Here is a 15415-nt window from a genome sequence, read left to right as displayed (position 1 = left end):
GGGTTTGTCACTTTGCGTCGCCAGCGGCGTCTTTCTTTCCGCCCGGCAATTTGAATCGCTCGCCCCAATCAATCGAAACACCGTTCTTTTTCATGATCAGCCATTGCTGAAGAATCGAGAGCGTCGTGTTCCAGAACCAATAGAGCACAAGACCCGCCGCAAATGGCGCAAAGATAAACACAAAGATGAACGGCATCAGGCCAAAAATTTGTGCCTGTACCGGATCAGCGGGTGGCGGGTTCAGCTTTGTCTGGAACCACATGGCAATACCCATCATCACCGGCAGCACACCAATCGCCAGCATTCCGCCAATCAATGGCAGCACGGTCGGGTCAAACGGCAACAATCCAAACAGATTGAAAACCGTTGTGGGGTCTGGGGCCGACAAATCAGAAATATAGAGGAACGGCTGATGACGTAGCTCGATGGTGACGAACAATGTTTTGTAAAGCGCGTAGAAAATCGGCATCTGCAACAGGATCGGAAGACAGCCCGCCAACGGGTTCATCTTTTCCTTTTTGTAGAGCGCCATCATCTCTTGCTGGAGCTTCATTTTGTCGTCGGTATATTTCTCCTGAAGCTTTTTAATCTCTGGTTGAAGTTTCTTCATCTTCGACATCGACTCATAGCCTTTGTTGGCCACAGGGAAGAGAATGAGCTTAATGCAAAGGGTCAGGATCAGGATCGCAATACCAAAATTACCCGTAAGGCTACCAAAGAAGTTTAGCGTGTAAAATATTGGTCTTGTTAGGAAAAACAGGTGCCCCCAATCTACAGCCTTGTCGAAATCGCGAACATTTAGACCGCCATCTTCTACAGACGCTTCATAGGATTGGAGAAGATCAACATTCTTCGGGCCACCAAATATATAAGATGTAATATCAACCGATTGACCGGGCGCGATAATCTCGCTTGGCATCAGGTAAAACGCCTCGAAGATCGGGTTTACGTTGTCGCCCCGATTTAAAAGATGCGCTTCGATTTCCATGTCGTCAGGCGGAATGGCTGCGGCGAGCCAGTTCTTATTGGTAATTCCAACCCAGCCACCGACACCGGATGCGGCGACTTTTTTGTCTTTGTTCTTTGCGAGGGTCTTATATTTCCGCTCGTGGAGTTGTTCGCCGATGACGCCCAGCGGCCCTTCGTGAAGAATCATGAAGTTCCGGTATTCCTCGGGCGTATTGCGCTGAGTCACCGTCGCGTAGGATCGTAAGGTCCGTTCAGAGGCACCATTGTTGGTCACCTTCTGCGATACCTTGAACATATATCTTTCGTCGATCGAGATGGTTTTTTCGAAAACAAGATCGCCACTTGTTCGCGTTAAGGTCACTGGCGTGCTTGGCGTCAGTACAGAACCTTCTTTTAAGGTCCATTCTGCGTTCGTGGCGTTGTCGCGACCGATCATCCAACCTTGCTGAACAAAATGCCCGTGCTTTGTGTCTGACGGGCTTAAAAGCCGGATGGGCGGGCTCGTGTCATCAACTTCTTGATGATATTGCAGCAACACCAAATCATCGAGACGACCACCGCGCAAATTGATCGAACCTTCAACGGTCGGCGTTTTAATTTTCACGCGGTTGGCGTCGGTCGCAAGCGCCGCTTCAACAGTCAGTTCTTTGTCTTCAACCTTGGGACCACCGCCGAGCATATCAGCGTCATCACTCTCCACGCTGTTTTGGGCCGCTTGCGTCGCTTGTTCAGCGCGCAATGCCTCTTGAGCTTCGCGTTGCGGTCCAGCGATTAGAAAATCCCAGGCAAAAAGCACGCCCATGGAAAGGACGATCGCTACGATCAAATTGCGGTCCATGAATATTCCCGATGAATTATTGCCAAAGGCATATTGCCAAGTGCGGATAGGTTAAATGAGCGCGACCAAACTGACCTGTCGTGCCCTTGCTATGTAGTGTTGCCGGAGAGCCTTAAAAGGGAGCGCTTCATGTCGTCAAGCAGCGCATCATAATTGCGGTCATACGCCGCTTGTCGCGCAATCAACACGTAATCATCGCCGGCCCGCGCATTTTGCGGAAAAACCTCGCGTGCAGCGGCCCGAAGCCGACGCCTGATGCGATTTCGCACCACAGCACCACCAAGTTTTTTTGTGACCGTAAGCCCGAGGCGCGCGTCTGATCCGTTATCGGGATTGCGCCGCGCCAGCATCAGAAATGACGGAGAATGGGCTTTTTCCGCATTTCGCATCGCCAGAAAATCACGGCGTTTTTTGATCACGCCTACCTTCATGACTTCGCCAAAAGCGCTGTTTCCAGCGCTATCACGTTGAATTTGTTTTGATTTCGAGGACAGGCTTATGCTGAGAGCCGCTTGCGGCCCTTCGCACGACGAGACGCCAGAACGCGTGCACCACCCTTTGTCGCTTTACGCGCGCGGAAACCGTGACGACGCTTGCGCTTCAATTGGCTGGGTTGGTAGGTCCGTTTCATCGTTCAGTCCTCTAAAGGCGGATTTCTGCGGCGCGCGCCGCGAAAAATAAATACTCTTGATAAGAGGCGGGGGCATAAACCGGCTAGACGCAATCGTCAACACTATTGCTACGAAATTCAGCTTATAGGCGGCTTTTCACGCCAAATCTTCCCCGAAATGGCACATTCTCCGCTGCCCGTGATTCTTGTGTCCTTTACCCGAACACCCCGTAATCTCGCGCATGTTACAATACGCCAAGACATCGTTACCACTGAGCATCTCAAAAACCGCTAGAACGCCCCTCAGTTTGGATGTGCGCTCAAGCGAGACAGACCACTTCGCGCTTTTCATGTGCTCCGTTTAGTGCCTCTCATTTCACGCTCTCTCCTGAGAGCACTTTTACAAAGAGCAAAGAAAATATGTCGTCTTCACGTTCTACCGCCCCTAACGGCCTTGTTAAACGGGTCCTACCGATCGCAGTGATTCTGGTGGCCCTAGCCATTTTCTTTTCGCTGGGACTCCACCGCTATTTTACTCTTGATACCCTCCGCGACAATCGAGAGGCGTTGCGCGATTGGGTAACCGCACAGCCATTTTTAGCCATGGCCATTTTTGTCGGTGCTTATGCGGCGGCAGTAGCGATCTCCTTTCCCGGGGCAAGCATACTAACCATCTTTGGTGGATTTCTATTTGGACTGTGGCCAGGCACACCCTTGATCGTCTTCGCCGCAACCCTCGGCGCTACAATCATTTTCTTCGCTGCCAAAACAGCGTTGGGCGACCTTCTTGCGAAAAAAGCTGGCGGATTTGCCAAACGCATGGAGCAAGGCTTTCGTGAAGGCGAACTTAGCTACATGTTTATTTTGCGTTTAGCGCCGGTTTTTCCCTTCTGGGCCGTTAATATCGCATCAGGCCTTATGGGCGTATCTACACGGAATTTCATTATCGGGACGTTCTTCGGCATTATTCCCGGCTCATTTGTTTACGCGAGCATCGGCGCGGCTGCTGGCGCGGCCTTTGACGCAGGTGAAGACATTTCACTTTCAGGCGTCTTGTTCAAACCCGAAACCATGCTGCCGATCATTGGTCTTATTGTGCTTGCTCTGATCCCCGTTCTTCTCAAGCACTTTTCAAATCGTTCAATCACTACGCAGGAAACAAATTAGCCATGGCAAAAACAATTTCCGCAGATATTTGCATTATTGGTGCGGGTTCTGGTGGCCTTTCCGTTGCCGCAGGTGCCGCACAGCTAGGTCGCAAAGTCGTATTGATCGAAAAAGGTGACATGGGCGGCGATTGCCTTAATACCGGGTGCGTTCCATCGAAGGCATTGATCGCAGCCGCTGGTCGCGCCCATGCAATTCGGCATGCCGATAAATTTGGGATTAGATCGTCAGAACCCGATGTCGACTTTGGTGCCGTGATGGACCACGTGCACAATGTCATCGCGACGATTGCGCCGGTCGATAGCCAAGAGCGTTTCGAAGGGTTAGGCGTCACGGTGATCCGTGAACATGCAACCTTTATCGGACCGCGCGAAGTCGTTGCTGGCGGCCAAAAAATCAAAGCTAAGCACTTTGTCATCGCGACAGGCTCAACGCCTTTTGTACCACCTATTGATGGCCTTTCATCAGTGCCATTTTTTACAAACGAAACCATTTTTGAAAACCGCGAGCGCCCCGACCATCTGATTGTTATTGGCGGCGGGCCCATCGGCGTTGAAATGGCCCAAGCCCATCGGCGTCTTGGTGCGAAAGTTACAATCATCGAAGGCGATCGCCTTTTGAACAAAGATGACCCAGAACTCACCGCTATCGTCGCAAATCAGTTGCGCGAAGATGGTATCGATATTGTCGAAGGTGCGAAAGCAAACAAGATCATCAAAACCGACGCAGGCGTCGGTGTGAATATCGATGATCGCACTATTGTTGGGTCACATTTGTTGATGGCTGTGGGGCGCAAACCAACAGTGGATGATCTAAACCTTGAGGCGGCAGGCGTCGAATATGAACGAAGCGGCATCAAGGTAGATGATAGATTACGCAGCACAAACAAACGCATATTTGCCATTGGCGACGTTGCGGGCGGCAAGCAGTTCACACATGTTGCTGGATATCATGCATCGGTTTTGGTACGGAATATTCTTTTCAAAATGCCTGCAAAAAACAATGAAGGATTGGCCCCTCATGTGACCTATGCTGATCCTGAACTTGCCCAAATTGGCCTAGACGAAAAAACAGCACGCGAAAAACATGGTGACGAAATTAAAGTCGTCCGCTGGCCATTTCTTGAAAATGACCGCGCCCTCGCCGAGCGCGACACGCGCGGTATGGTCAAAGTCATTACCGATAAAAAGGGCGTCGTTTTAGGCGCTGGAATTGTCGGAAAAGGTGCGGGAGACCTTCTACAACCTTGGACGCTCGCCATTACTAGCGGACAAAAAATAAAAACCTTTACTGATATGATTGCCCCCTATCCCACACGCGGCGAAGCCAATAAACGGGTGGCTGGTGATTGGTACTCAAAAACCCTATTCTCTCCTCGAACCCGTAAACTCATCAGCCTTCTCGCTATTTTTGACTGAGCATAAATATGGCGTCCATCCCGACACTTGCTGCAATGACAACCCGGCGCTCGCTTTCTGCGAAGCTCTTGCTGCTGACATTGCTGTTCGTATTTATCGCGGAATTGGTCGTCATGGTTCCTTCGATCGCAAAGCAGCGGCTTGACTGGTTTACGATGCGGATCGAAGCCGCCTACCTCGTGGCACTCGCCCTCGAAGGACCTAGCCAAGACTCCCTTGATGATGATTTAGTCCGGCAGTTGTTTTCAACCGCAGATATTCAGGGCGTAACCATCAACAATGATGACATGCGTATGCTGATCCTTGCCCCGGAGGTAAATCCCCACGGTGCACCGAACATGAAGCATGTTGACCTCGCTGATGATGACCCATTGAGTTTAATTGGAAATGCGTGGAGCACAATTTTTTCTCGCGGCGACAGACTGATTCAGGCGACCGGCGCACCACAATTTGCGCCCGATCAGAATGTCGACATCATTGTTTCGCAAAAATCTCTCCGCACAGATTTATACACATATGCCCGGAATATTCTTATTCTTTCTTTAGTCATCTCTACCGTGACCGGCATGTTGGTCTATTGGGCGCTTAACCGCATCATCGTACAGCCTGTCCGCCGTTTAACCGAAAACATCACCGCTTTCGATGCGGACCCAGAAAATGCGCGCGGCATACTCGAACCATCAGGGCGTACTGACGAAATCGGTCTCGCGGAAAAAAGCCTTGCTGATATGGAGCGCAGTGTTCGTGATCTATTGAACGAACGTCGCCGTTTGGCCGCGCTTGGTGCCGGTATTTCAAAAATCAGTCACGACTTACGGAACATCTTAGCCTCAGCGCAATTAATGTCTGACCGGCTATCGAAATCCGATGACCCAAGCGTCAGAAAGTTAACTCCGCGCCTTCTCTCCGCTCTCGACCGAGCGATCACCCTTAGTCGTGACACGCTAACATTTGGCCGGATGGAGGCGCGTCTACTTGATATGTCACCGATCCGGCTGCATGATTTGGCTGAAGAGGTCTTTGAAGACACCGCTGCGATGCGGGTCACCAATGCAAACAACATTGATCCTGAATTAAAGATCGTCGCCGACCGCACCCAACTCTATCGCACGCTCTTTAATTTGGTGCGTAATGCGACCGAAGCGATGACAGAAACTGTGCCTGCCGACAGCAATGATAACAGTCCTGTTGGTGAGGTCGGAATAGACGCGGCGATAGACGGCAACAAGGTTGCAATTCGCGTGACAGATACTGGCCCAGGCATCCCGGACCATGCGCGCGCAGAGTTATTTGAGCCGTTCAAGGGTTCAAGAAAACCGGGCGGATCGGGCCTTGGCATCGCAATCGCTGCAGAAATTATCCGCGCTCATGGCGGCAGTCTCTCACTTGGTCGAAGCGATACGACGGGGACAGAGTTTTTAATTTCCCTGCCCCATCGCAATTAAACGAGCTTAGTTGGCGTCAACAGTACCTGTCATCCAGATACCTTCACGACGCGGGTCTGCACCCCCGTCATAAGTGCCATCAGCACGCAGTTTAAATGCATGTACACCACTCGTAAGGCCGGACTCGCTAACGTCATGTCCCTTGGCTTTGAGGCCAGCCACGACTTGCGGGTCAAAACCGCCCTCCTCAAGGACCGGTTTCCCACGTGGGTAAACCGCATTCGGTAGATTGACCGCCTCTTGGGTCGACATGTCCCAATCAATCATCGCAATCAGCGTTTTCACCACATAGCCTATGATCGCAGGACCGCCGGGCGAGCCAACAGCAGCCCATACTTTTCCGTTTTTATCGAACACAATAGCTGGTGTCATAGAACTACGCGGGCGCTTGCCGGGAGCAACAGCATTGGCAACCGGTCGACCGTCACGCACTGGCAAAAACGAAAAGTCCGTTAGCTGATTATTCAGCACCATGCCAGCAGCCATCAAATGGCTTCCGAAAGCAAATTCAACTGTGGTCGTCATAGAAACCACATTGCCTTCACCATCGACAATAACGAAGTGACTTGTTGATGGCGGTTCGGGCGATGCGTCCTCGCCATACTTCTTCCATGTGCCATTTGACGGATCAACTTCATATGCTGATGGATCACCTGGTTCGACTGATGTCGCAGCCATCGCCGGGTCAATCAAAGCTGACCGATCAGCAAGATACGCAGGGTTTAACAATCCAGAGATCACCTGCGCTGGCGTAAGGCCACCATCTTTTGCAAGATTTTCATTATCCGCGAGGTAGCGGTTACGATCGGCATAGGCCAATCGGCTCGCTTCAAATAAAAGGTGCACCGCTTCGATGGACCCTGCACCCGCACCTGCCATATCAAATGGCTCCAGCATCGAAAGAATTTGAATCGCGGTAACCCCACCGGAACTTGGCGGGGCCATAGAACAAATCTGATAGCTGCGGTAATCACCACAAACCGCATCGCGTTTGACCGGGTGGTAATTCGCCAAATCCTCAAGGGTCATGCCACTGGGGTTTGGCGCGTTGTTCACCGCTTCGACGATCGCCTCAGCAATCGGTCCTTCGTAATAGGCGTCAGCGCCGCCCTCCGCGATAGTCTTGAGCGTGTTTGCATAGGCCGGATTTTTCAGTTGATAACCAACCGGACGCGGTGCGCCATCCGCGCCATAAAAATAGTTTGCAGCGGCAGGAAGCTGTTTAAGACGAGGAATCCGATCGAGTAATTCGTTCAACCGCGGCGATACCTCAAACCCGTTTTCTGCAAGAGCCGTCGCACCAGCCAAAGTATCAGCCCATTCCAGCTTTCCATGTTCTTGGTGGGCAAGCTCCAACATCCGCACAGCGCCGGGAACCCCCACAGAAAGACCACCGACCACCGCATCGTAGAAATTCATCGGCTCGCCATTCTCGTTCAAAAAGCGTTCTGGCGTCGCCGAGGCCGGTGCCACTTCGCGACCGTCATAAGTCTCAAGCACTCCCGCGTTTTGATCGTAATGGATCATAAAGGCACCGCCACCAAGCCCCGAAGATTGCGGTTCTACAAGCCCCAATACCGCTTGGGTTGCTATCGCAGCGTCAACCGCGGAACCCCCTTTTTTGAGAATCGCCGCTCCAGCTTCAACCGCATAAGGGTTTGCCGCCGCGATAAACCACTGCGGCTCAGTCGCTGATTCTGTTGCTGTCGCCGGTTCACCGTTATCCGCAGCGGTCGTTGCTTGCGAAGACTTCGACTCGTTATTGCCGCAAGCCACGATTAATGCCGCGAGACTGGAAATCCCCAATAGCTTCAGTCCGGTAACGTTCATTCTATGCCTCAATGTTGTTTCTTGGGTGCGCACCACCCAAAATCGGTCATCGCTCTTCATACGCGAGCTTGGCCACGCTTTCGACCCCTACAGGGTCGCATTAGCGTCGCATCAGACCGGCGCAGGAATTCTGTGGAGATTCCCCTACAAAGAGGTATTGCATTTAGGTGCTGCTTGGGGTTAAACCCGCGCCTCGCATCGCCTTTACGATGCATTGCGCACCCGTAGCTCAGCTGGATAGAGCACCAGACTACGAATCTGGGGGTCTGAGGTTCGAATCCTCACGGGTGCGCCATTTCGTTTTCAGAGCTAAAATTTCCGTGCGCTTCGCCCTTAAGTCTTTGAATTATTTCAAAAGGTAGGCTTGGGAATGCGGTTCTAAAACCCTCTCCTCGGACGTAGGAAAGCTGTTGGGCAAAGGTCAGTTTCAGCACTGTTTTGCGCGCAGCAAGCTCGCCGCTACGCCACAGTTTTACTGGGCTTTTTAGGAAGTCGAAGGCGGTTCTAAATGAGTCCTCGAAGGTGTTGCGCGGTTTGCCGCTCAGCGCGATGCGCTCAGTGAGGATCAACTTGTCGGCTTCGAGCTTTTGAATGCGCTTTTCATAGGCGGCTATGACGCTTGGTGATGCGGCCTCAACAATGCGGTCCATGAGCTGGGTCACTTGATGATCGATCTGCTCTTGCTGCTTTTGCATTTGGCGGCGCGCATCAGCCGCGCCCTCAAGCTGGCCCTCCCAGAGCTTTTTGAACATCTCATGGGCGATATCGAACAGGCCGCGCGTGGGCTGTAATTGACTTAAAAGCTCTTCAAACTCGCCCTCAAGGCTCGCGCGTTTGATCGACTTACCGTAACTGGCACAGCCTTTGGCTGGACAGTGATAGTATGGGTATTTGCGGTAGCGGCCCTTAGCCCAACATGAGGTCAGCGGGACGCCGCAATCCCCGCAGGTTACAAAACCGCGAAGCGGGAAGTCTTGAGCAACGTTCTTTTTAATCGCCAGCTTGGGCCGGTTATTGAGCTTGTCTTGGATGCGTTTGAAGGTCGAATAAGAAATCAGCCCGTCATGCTGGCCTTGGCGTAAGGATACATCCCATTTGGGGGCTTCAACCATTCCGGCATAAATTGGGTGGGTGAGGATATCACGCACCCGTTGATGACGGATGATGCCGCGCTTATCACGCGGGAAGTAGGGCAAAGTTTCAAAGTAGCGCAGGATTTCAGCTTGGGTGTCAAAGCGGCCAGAAGCAAAGCCTTCTAATGCTTCTTGGATAACAGAAGCCATCGGCTCATGGCGCACGAGTAATTTGGAATGGCCGGATGTTTTCTCAAAAGTAAATCCCAGCGGCGGATGAAACACCCAATAGCCATTGGCGATGCGCGCCCGCATGCGGTTTTTTGTTTGCTCGCCATTCTTCTGGCGTTGATGCTGGGAGACGGCGGCGAGCAAATTCTCAACAAGCTGGCTGTCCGAATCCTCGCCAAATTCTATCGAGGGGCTTTCTAAAATGCCGCCCGCCCCTGAGATGGCGGTGCGCAAATTAAGATGCGCTTCAATGCCTCTGGCCAGACGGCTAATATCATCAATGATGACCACATGCGGATTGGCGCGGTGTTTTTTTAAGAATGTGAGCATGGCTTGCATACCGGGGCGCTTGATCAGCGAACCCGAGGCATCATCCTTAAACGTCTCGACCACGCCATAGCCTTTATATTTGGCGTATTCGGTGCAGCGCGTAATTTGTGAGTTCAGCCCATCGCCGCGCGTTGTTTGTTTGACGCTCGACACCCGCGCATAAATCACTGCGCTATTGGCTAGGGTTTTCTTTTTTTCATTGATCATCAGCGACATCAAAACACCTCAACGCAACTTACTTTTTACCTGATTAAATAACGCTATTATGATAGCACATCTGCACCATCTGTGCGAGATTTTTGGCTCGTTTCATCGCCCAAAAGCGAGATTGAATCCACACCAAAACCAAGCTCAACAAAGCGGCGCATGATGTCCCATAAGATCAGTAGCAGCTCGCGCTTTTGATCCTCAGACATCTCAAACTCTTGGGCCATCGCCAGATAATGATTGATGTCAAAACCGGGGGGCAGGCCCGCATCTAAATTGGGGGATAGAATATCTGGTCGTGTTAGAGGCAAAGCCTCTTCTTGGCGCTCGGTCATCAAGCAGCCTCCTTTCGTGGTGTTAAGGGGAATTTGTAAGCTGGAACGCTCTGACCTTTTTTGCGAAAGGGAGCAAACCATATGTCGTTTTCACTATAGCAGAATAAGCATCGCCATATGAGGATTATATTCCTACACAGACAAATGAGCTGTGGATAACTATTGCACCGTCTCATGACGATCACGGACAATTTTGTTATCTGCCCCAAGTGCGCGGGCGGCCTCATTCAGCACATCGCTTTCAAAGTCAGCGACCTGATTGTCTTGGGAAGCGCAGTGTTTTTTCGGCCTGCCCATTTTAATGCCGCGCGCTTTTGCCGCCGCCATACCAGCTTTTGTACGCTCAGAGATCAGATTGCGCTCAAATTCGGCGAATGCGCCCATCAGATGAAAATACAACTTGCCACCAGCAGTTGAGGTATCGATGGCATCGGCCAGCGAGCAAAAACCAATCCCGCGCGCATCAAACATCGAGGTCAGCTCAATGAGATGCCGCATCGAGCGGCCTAAACGATCAAGCCGCCAGACCATCAGCACGTCATCGGCTTTAAGGCGCTTAATTGCCCTATCGAGGCCGGGGCGTTTGGCCTTTGCCCCAGAGATGCCAGTATCACGATAGATTTTCTCGCAACCCGCCTTTTTAAGCGCATCAAGCTGCAAATCTAAATTCTGGTCTATCGTTGATATCCGCGCATAGCCGATCAGCATCCAGCCTCCTTTTGCTCGATATTTGTTGCTCAAAAACACGGTCGGCGCAAATTGACTTGCGCAAAGGGTTCCCTTACAAAGCAATTTCTAGCCTTCGTGTTTTGGCTAATAGATACTGGCTTTGAGGAACACATTCTCGCATAGCGCAAAAGGGAACCTTTTTCTAGTGGATAACTTGCTGAAAAAGGCGTGAGCCCGAGTGACGTCCCGCGCGACGTCACAGCGCTACAAATGATCAGGGGGCAATCATAACGCCGTATCAGTTTTGATATGTAGCCGAATGAAACAGGCGCAGCCTACAATTGTGGTGTAGAGGGAAAATACGTCATGGATTCAGAATTAGTTGGCTTTATCGCATTCCTTGCTGGGGCGGTGGCTATTCTTTCGGGCGTTCTTTGGCTGGCCAAAGCAAAAACTGGCAGCAGGACAGATAAAGTTATGGACGGTGTTGGCAGATTCTTTAGCCCCGGTCCCGCCTTTGGCTTAAATGTCTTAGGCATAGTTTTTTGGATTTGGATTATATGGATGCTGATATTTGATAATCCGTATTAGATCCCGGTTGCACAAAACCGCGCTCACACAAAAATTTATCATCACATGTATAGAGGCAAGTCATGGGCTATAATGATGCGTCCCACTCAACAACATTATGGGATTGCCTGTTCACACTCATTCTGTACGGTAGCTTTATCGCCGCCAGCACAATCCACAAAACACCTGAGCCGATCTTCCACGGCTTGATTGGAATTGTCGTGATTACAATTCTCTATTACGCGCCTTTACGCTTCATAAACTGGATGCGCAGCGGGGATGGAAGCATCAAGACAAAATTAGGCGTGAATTTGCCGCTTTATATATTGGCTGCATACGGCATCATGCTGATTTTCGTGCCGATGGAATACCAATTCGTGATTGAGGCACAAGGTTAGGCGTGGAATTCTAGGCCAAATTGCCTTCTTAAATACAACATAACTCGCTGCGATTTACCGGCCTTGACTAATATACGTTGCACAGCAAATATCCCAGCGGGGTAATGTGGGGATAATTCATGCAGGCCGATGATACTGCACAGGAGTCTTTATCGACTGCGGAGCAGGCCGCTGTCGAAGTCGTCGAGGCTACAGTATCTTGGTGGGACATTGCACCGGAAACGATTGGTGCTCTTGTCGGCGGCATTGCCACAATTTTTGGTGTGTGGTGGGGTATTAGAGCTGCGCAGAGTAGAGATCACAAAAAGAAGGAACTAGACGATCTTAAATTTCAGCAGGCGACTAATGATTGGTTTTTCAATGCATGCGCCTCGCAGTTCAACGCCTCGTATATAACCTATATAAAACTTCGCGAGATCGAGTATGCGCTCCAAGAAGAAGATATTGACGAAGTAAGGCTGCTAGAACTCGTTGATACTTTTCAGCGCGGACTTACTGAGTTTGAAATCTCAGAGAGTAGCGTGAGCATCCTCAAGAGTGAAACACTTCATGAATATGCAGCCCTCAGAGAAGACCTCAAAGAATTCATCTTTAATATCACAATATTGAGAATATTGACGATCAAAAGCCTTCTTGAATTCGCAGCCGAAGCGCGCAGGCTAGTAAGAGCAAACACCGAATTAGTCGATGAGGACTTAATAGAGCACCTCCTTGAGGTGAATGCTACAGCGAAGAAGATGATCGCAGATTTATTTGACGTATACAGAATATTTATGGTAGAATTAAACGGAAATAGATTTGAAAATGGCATATTGAGAACAATTTCCGATGAAATGGACACTCTTTTAAAGCCTGTCGAAAAACAATCTATAGAGTATGATGATGAACCACAAAAAAGTATGAGTATTGATATGAAATTTCTGAAAACACTTTTCTCGAAAGAAGCGCCCAATACGGGATCTTCTATTTCTGACTCGGCAAAAAAGAAACTGGCTGCTGCTCAGAATCGGGCCTATCACAATCAAAGAGATTTTCTTAAGGCACAAACAGGTCTTGCCGAGGCACGAGCCAGAGCAAAAACTAAGGCTGTGGAGTTGCATTCCTAGAACGCCGAATAGTCCACTTAATTACAAAGCTTTCGCTTTGGCTTGCTCCTGCTTATTACGCTTTGCCATTTCTTGTTTGATATCGCTAAGCTCGCGGGTGATATCAACGCGCTTTTGAGCCAGTGCATTATGCGCGTATTGCGTACCGTTGCGGCGCATCTCACCTTGGGGCGTAAAATGACTACCCGGCGCTTTTGGGGTTTTCAGATACTCATCAATCTGACTGGCATGTGCCTCTAGCTCCGCTTCGCGGCTGGCATAGGTCTGATTTGATTTAGCGTTAAAAGGCTTTTTCATGAGCGTGTCTCCGCCGATCCGTTGCGCAGTGGGTTTAAAGCCCTATTCTTGGCCAACACCGCTGATCCGTTGAGGCTTACTGGTGTTTCTGATTTTAGGCTCATCGCCGTCTCGGGCAGTTGTAACAGCTTCCATTGATCATGGCTGGCGCGCGGCAAGCGCATCGGCTTGAGACCGGGAATAAAGAAGAACGCATCGCCCGATTGGCGCGAAACTTGCCAGCCGACCTGATCGGTGCGCGCCACATCGCGTAGTTCTAAACTTGTGGAAGTGGATGCGGATTTATGTGGCCCGCTGCCGCCTTTAGAGCTGGAATATTTTTTGTAATATTCCTTGCCCAAACGGTTTGAGAGATAATTTTGCGTCTCTAAATCATTATTGGCGAACATGATCAGCAGCCCCGCATTGGCGATAAAGGTTTCCCAGCTTTGGCCGTAATGCTCTTTAAGCTGGGTGACATCTTGGGCGCAGATAAACAGCTTAACACCAAACTTGGCCGCCTCCCCGGCGGCGCGCTTAATGCGCTCCATCGTCCCCAATAGCGGGAACTCATCCATTAAGAACAACACATCGCGGCTTGGCTTTGGGATGGATGTATCTTGCATCACGTCAAAGGCGGCATTGAATAGCGCGCGCATCCAAGCGGTATAGCTCTGGCCCATTCCTGCAGGCATGACGATGTAGAGCGTGACCTTGCCTTCTTTAAGTTCCCTCATCGAAAATGTAGAGCTGGAAGCAAAATGCGTCATCACTGGACTATCCAGCCACTTCATGGCCGTGCGCGCCAGCTCCATCGTTGAGTTCAGCTCTTCCAAATGCCGATGCTCATTGGCCTCGCCAAAGCGCTTCAAGACACCGCCCAAGGCATCATTCTGGCTCATCGCCAGCCACAAGGCTTTAGGCTCTGAGGTCATCAGCAAATCGCGCACCATGGAAAGGTGGCAATTCTCTTTAATCGAGCGCGTCCCAACATAGCCAATCACAGAGGCGAGCATCTTGCGCGGGGCATGCATCCAAAATGGATCGGGTGATTGTTCGTGATGCAGGCTTTCGGCGAGCAGGTAGCATTTATCAACGGCGAGCGGATCATCATCAAAATCAATCTCGGCCATCGGATTCCAGCAATCGCTTTGCCTTTCGCTCACGCCGAACGGATCAAGCACAATGATTTTTTGCCCTAAGACTTTCTCGCGGTATTCAGCCGTCTCTCTGACCAGCTCACCGCTCGGGTCATAGGCAATGACCGAGCCTTGCCAATGGGCGAGATTGGGGAGGATGAAGTCGCGGCCCTTACCGGCGCGGCTGCCTGCAATCATGGTGACATGCCGGTCATCTTGGTAGCTGATTTTTTGTGCTTTCAAACCCGAGGAGAGCGCAGGCGGGGCCATGGTCAAGAAAAAACCGTCCTGCGCTGAGGTGCCAATGCGGCTGGCGGCAAGCTGCACATTGGTTGTGACCGATGAGAACTTATCCTTCATCACTGCGAGGCGCGTTATCAGCCAGCGACTGAACTGCCTCCACTCACCGCTCGCGATCAGATAGACAATCTGCCCCGTCAAGTACGGCATATAAAGCAGTGCAAACGTTTGCAGCATTTTTGGTGTCAGTGACACGGTGAAGGTGAGAACGACTAGCGCAACCGCGCCCGCAATCGGGATCAGATGCAGCGCCAAAAACCAGAATGACGGCCCGCTGGCAAAAATAGTTTTGAGAAGGGAACGGATATTCGGCACAGACCGAAGGGGTAGAATTTTGCGCATAACACAACTCCGCAATAACACAGCACATAAATGGCAATGGGGGAAACGGCAGGCTATCTTGACGCTGCGCAATTTTACGCGCGCGTCATTCCGTTGCCCCATACCGCTCTGGGGCTCATTGATGCACAGCCATGCGCACCACGCAATTTATCAGTATTGATA

General features: G+C 50.9%; 15 protein-coding genes and 1 tRNA gene. 7 read left to right on the top strand and 9 right to left on the bottom strand.

Going from position 1 to position 15415, the window contains the following annotated elements; genetic code table 11:
- Positions 1–7: 7 nt before the first annotated feature.
- The 3 genes from yidC to rpmH form a co-directional block, all read right to left on the bottom strand.
- Positions 8–1807, bottom strand: a complete 1800-nt coding sequence (yidC, locus tag ABFZ84_RS07725; RefSeq protein ID WP_369313398.1) for a membrane protein insertase YidC — start codon at positions 1805–1807, stop codon at positions 8–10.
- Between the two features lie 89 nt (positions 1808–1896).
- Positions 1897–2238 (bottom strand): ribonuclease P protein component, encoded by a 342-nt coding sequence (gene rnpA, locus ABFZ84_RS07720; RefSeq protein WP_369313397.1) that lies wholly within the window; start codon positions 2236–2238, stop codon positions 1897–1899.
- Between the two features lie 65 nt (positions 2239–2303).
- A complete protein-coding gene (rpmH, locus tag ABFZ84_RS07715; RefSeq protein ID WP_369313396.1) occupies positions 2304–2438 on the bottom strand; it encodes a 50S ribosomal protein L34 in 135 nt (44 codons plus the stop codon).
- Between the two features lie 399 nt (positions 2439–2837).
- Here rpmH and ABFZ84_RS07710 point away from each other — a divergent pair, with 399 nt between their 5' ends.
- From ABFZ84_RS07710 to ABFZ84_RS07700, 3 genes are read left to right on the top strand one after another with little or no spacing between them, the layout of a single operon-like run.
- Positions 2838–3584, top strand: a complete 747-nt coding sequence (locus ABFZ84_RS07710) for a TVP38/TMEM64 family protein (protein WP_369313394.1) — start codon at positions 2838–2840, stop codon at positions 3582–3584.
- 2 nt (positions 3585–3586) lie between these two features.
- Entirely contained in the window at positions 3587–5002 is a 1416-nt protein-coding gene (locus ABFZ84_RS07705; RefSeq protein WP_369313393.1) for a dihydrolipoyl dehydrogenase family protein, read from the top strand.
- A gap of 8 nt (positions 5003–5010) precedes the next feature.
- On the top strand, positions 5011–6447 hold the full coding sequence (locus ABFZ84_RS07700; protein WP_369313391.1) for a sensor histidine kinase: 1437 nt from the start codon (positions 5011–5013) through the stop codon (positions 6445–6447).
- Positions 6448–6453: 6 nt separating this feature from the next.
- Here ABFZ84_RS07700 and ggt read toward each other — a convergent pair whose 3' ends face one another.
- Positions 6454–8277, bottom strand: a complete 1824-nt coding sequence (gene ggt / locus ABFZ84_RS07695) for a gamma-glutamyltransferase (RefSeq protein WP_369313390.1) — start codon at positions 8275–8277, stop codon at positions 6454–6456.
- A gap of 218 nt (positions 8278–8495) precedes the next feature.
- Here ggt and ABFZ84_RS07690 point away from each other — a divergent pair.
- Positions 8496–8572: transfer RNA gene (locus ABFZ84_RS07690), tRNA-Arg, on the top strand.
- Here ABFZ84_RS07690 and ABFZ84_RS07685 read toward each other — a convergent pair.
- The 3 genes from ABFZ84_RS07685 to ABFZ84_RS07675 form a co-directional block, all read right to left on the bottom strand.
- On the bottom strand, positions 8559–10127 hold the full coding sequence (locus ABFZ84_RS07685; protein WP_369313389.1) for a recombinase family protein: 1569 nt from the start codon (positions 10125–10127) through the stop codon (positions 8559–8561). The two genes, ABFZ84_RS07690 and ABFZ84_RS07685, sit on opposite strands and share 14 nt — an antisense overlap.
- A 47-nt stretch (positions 10128–10174) precedes the next feature.
- A complete protein-coding gene (locus tag ABFZ84_RS07680) occupies positions 10175–10453 on the bottom strand; it encodes a hypothetical protein (RefSeq protein ID WP_369313388.1) in 279 nt (92 codons plus the stop codon).
- Between the two features lie 159 nt (positions 10454–10612).
- The gene (locus ABFZ84_RS07675) at positions 10613–11161 is read right to left on the bottom strand and encodes a recombinase family protein (RefSeq protein ID WP_369313387.1); all 549 of its coding nucleotides are present in this window, start codon (positions 11159–11161) and stop codon (positions 10613–10615) included.
- Between the two features lie 327 nt (positions 11162–11488).
- On the opposite strand from ABFZ84_RS07675, the gene ABFZ84_RS07670 reads away from it, so the two are divergent.
- From ABFZ84_RS07670 to ABFZ84_RS07660, 3 genes are all read left to right on the top strand, one after another.
- Positions 11489–11713: a hypothetical protein gene (locus ABFZ84_RS07670; protein ID WP_369313386.1), complete on the top strand. Its 225-nt coding sequence runs from the start codon at positions 11489–11491 to the stop codon at positions 11711–11713.
- 62 nt (positions 11714–11775) lie between these two features.
- Positions 11776–12090, top strand: a complete 315-nt coding sequence (locus ABFZ84_RS07665) for a hypothetical protein (protein ID WP_369313385.1) — start codon at positions 11776–11778, stop codon at positions 12088–12090.
- Positions 12091–12209: 119 nt separating this feature from the next.
- Positions 12210–13196, top strand: coding sequence for a hypothetical protein (locus ABFZ84_RS07660; RefSeq protein WP_369313384.1), 987 nt, complete (start codon positions 12210–12212; stop codon positions 13194–13196).
- Between the two features lie 21 nt (positions 13197–13217).
- Here the strand turns inward: ABFZ84_RS07660 and ABFZ84_RS07655 are convergent, their stop codons facing one another.
- Positions 13218–13493: a hypothetical protein gene (locus ABFZ84_RS07655; RefSeq protein ID WP_369313383.1), complete on the bottom strand. Its 276-nt coding sequence runs from the start codon at positions 13491–13493 to the stop codon at positions 13218–13220.
- Entirely contained in the window at positions 13490–15253 is a 1764-nt protein-coding gene (locus ABFZ84_RS07650) for a type IV secretory system conjugative DNA transfer family protein (protein WP_369313382.1), read from the bottom strand. The genes ABFZ84_RS07655 and ABFZ84_RS07650 overlap by 4 nt, the downstream gene beginning before the upstream one ends.
- Between the last annotated feature and the right edge of the window lie 162 nt (positions 15254–15415).

This window comes from Hyphococcus lacteus (assembly GCF_041058985.1).
In the GTDB taxonomy this organism is placed as follows: domain Bacteria; phylum Pseudomonadota; class Alphaproteobacteria; order Caulobacterales; family Parvularculaceae; genus Hyphococcus; species Hyphococcus lacteus.
This window is presented reverse-complemented; position numbering and strand designations above follow the sequence as displayed.

Bases quoted from the DNA above. Each gene is read 5' to 3' on its own strand.
- yidC (WP_369313398.1), bottom strand. From the start codon at position 1,807: ATGGACCGCAATTTGATCGTAGCGATCGTCCTTTCCATGGGCGTGCTT.
- rnpA (WP_369313397.1), bottom strand. From the start codon at position 2,238: ATGAAGGTAGGCGTGATCAAAAAACGCCGTGATTTTCTGGCGATGCGA.
- rpmH (WP_369313396.1), bottom strand. From the start codon at position 2,438: ATGAAACGGACCTACCAACCCAGCCAATTGAAGCGCAAGCGTCGTCAC.
- ABFZ84_RS07710 (WP_369313394.1), top strand. From the start codon at position 2,838: ATGTCGTCTTCACGTTCTACCGCCCCTAACGGCCTTGTTAAACGGGTC.
- ABFZ84_RS07705 (WP_369313393.1), top strand. From the start codon at position 3,587: ATGGCAAAAACAATTTCCGCAGATATTTGCATTATTGGTGCGGGTTCT.
- ABFZ84_RS07700 (WP_369313391.1), top strand. From the start codon at position 5,011: ATGGCGTCCATCCCGACACTTGCTGCAATGACAACCCGGCGCTCGCTT.
- ggt (WP_369313390.1), bottom strand. From the start codon at position 8,277: ATGAACGTTACCGGACTGAAGCTATTGGGGATTTCCAGTCTCGCGGCA.
- ABFZ84_RS07685 (WP_369313389.1), bottom strand. From the start codon at position 10,127: ATGTCGCTGATGATCAATGAAAAAAAGAAAACCCTAGCCAATAGCGCA.
- ABFZ84_RS07680 (WP_369313388.1), bottom strand. From the start codon at position 10,453: ATGACCGAGCGCCAAGAAGAGGCTTTGCCTCTAACACGACCAGATATT.
- ABFZ84_RS07675 (WP_369313387.1), bottom strand. From the start codon at position 11,161: ATGCTGATCGGCTATGCGCGGATATCAACGATAGACCAGAATTTAGAT.
- ABFZ84_RS07670 (WP_369313386.1), top strand. From the start codon at position 11,489: ATGGATTCAGAATTAGTTGGCTTTATCGCATTCCTTGCTGGGGCGGTG.
- ABFZ84_RS07665 (WP_369313385.1), top strand. From the start codon at position 11,776: ATGGGCTATAATGATGCGTCCCACTCAACAACATTATGGGATTGCCTG.
- ABFZ84_RS07660 (WP_369313384.1), top strand. From the start codon at position 12,210: ATGCAGGCCGATGATACTGCACAGGAGTCTTTATCGACTGCGGAGCAG.
- ABFZ84_RS07655 (WP_369313383.1), bottom strand. From the start codon at position 13,493: ATGAAAAAGCCTTTTAACGCTAAATCAAATCAGACCTATGCCAGCCGC.
- ABFZ84_RS07650 (WP_369313382.1), bottom strand. From the start codon at position 15,253: ATGCGCAAAATTCTACCCCTTCGGTCTGTGCCGAATATCCGTTCCCTT.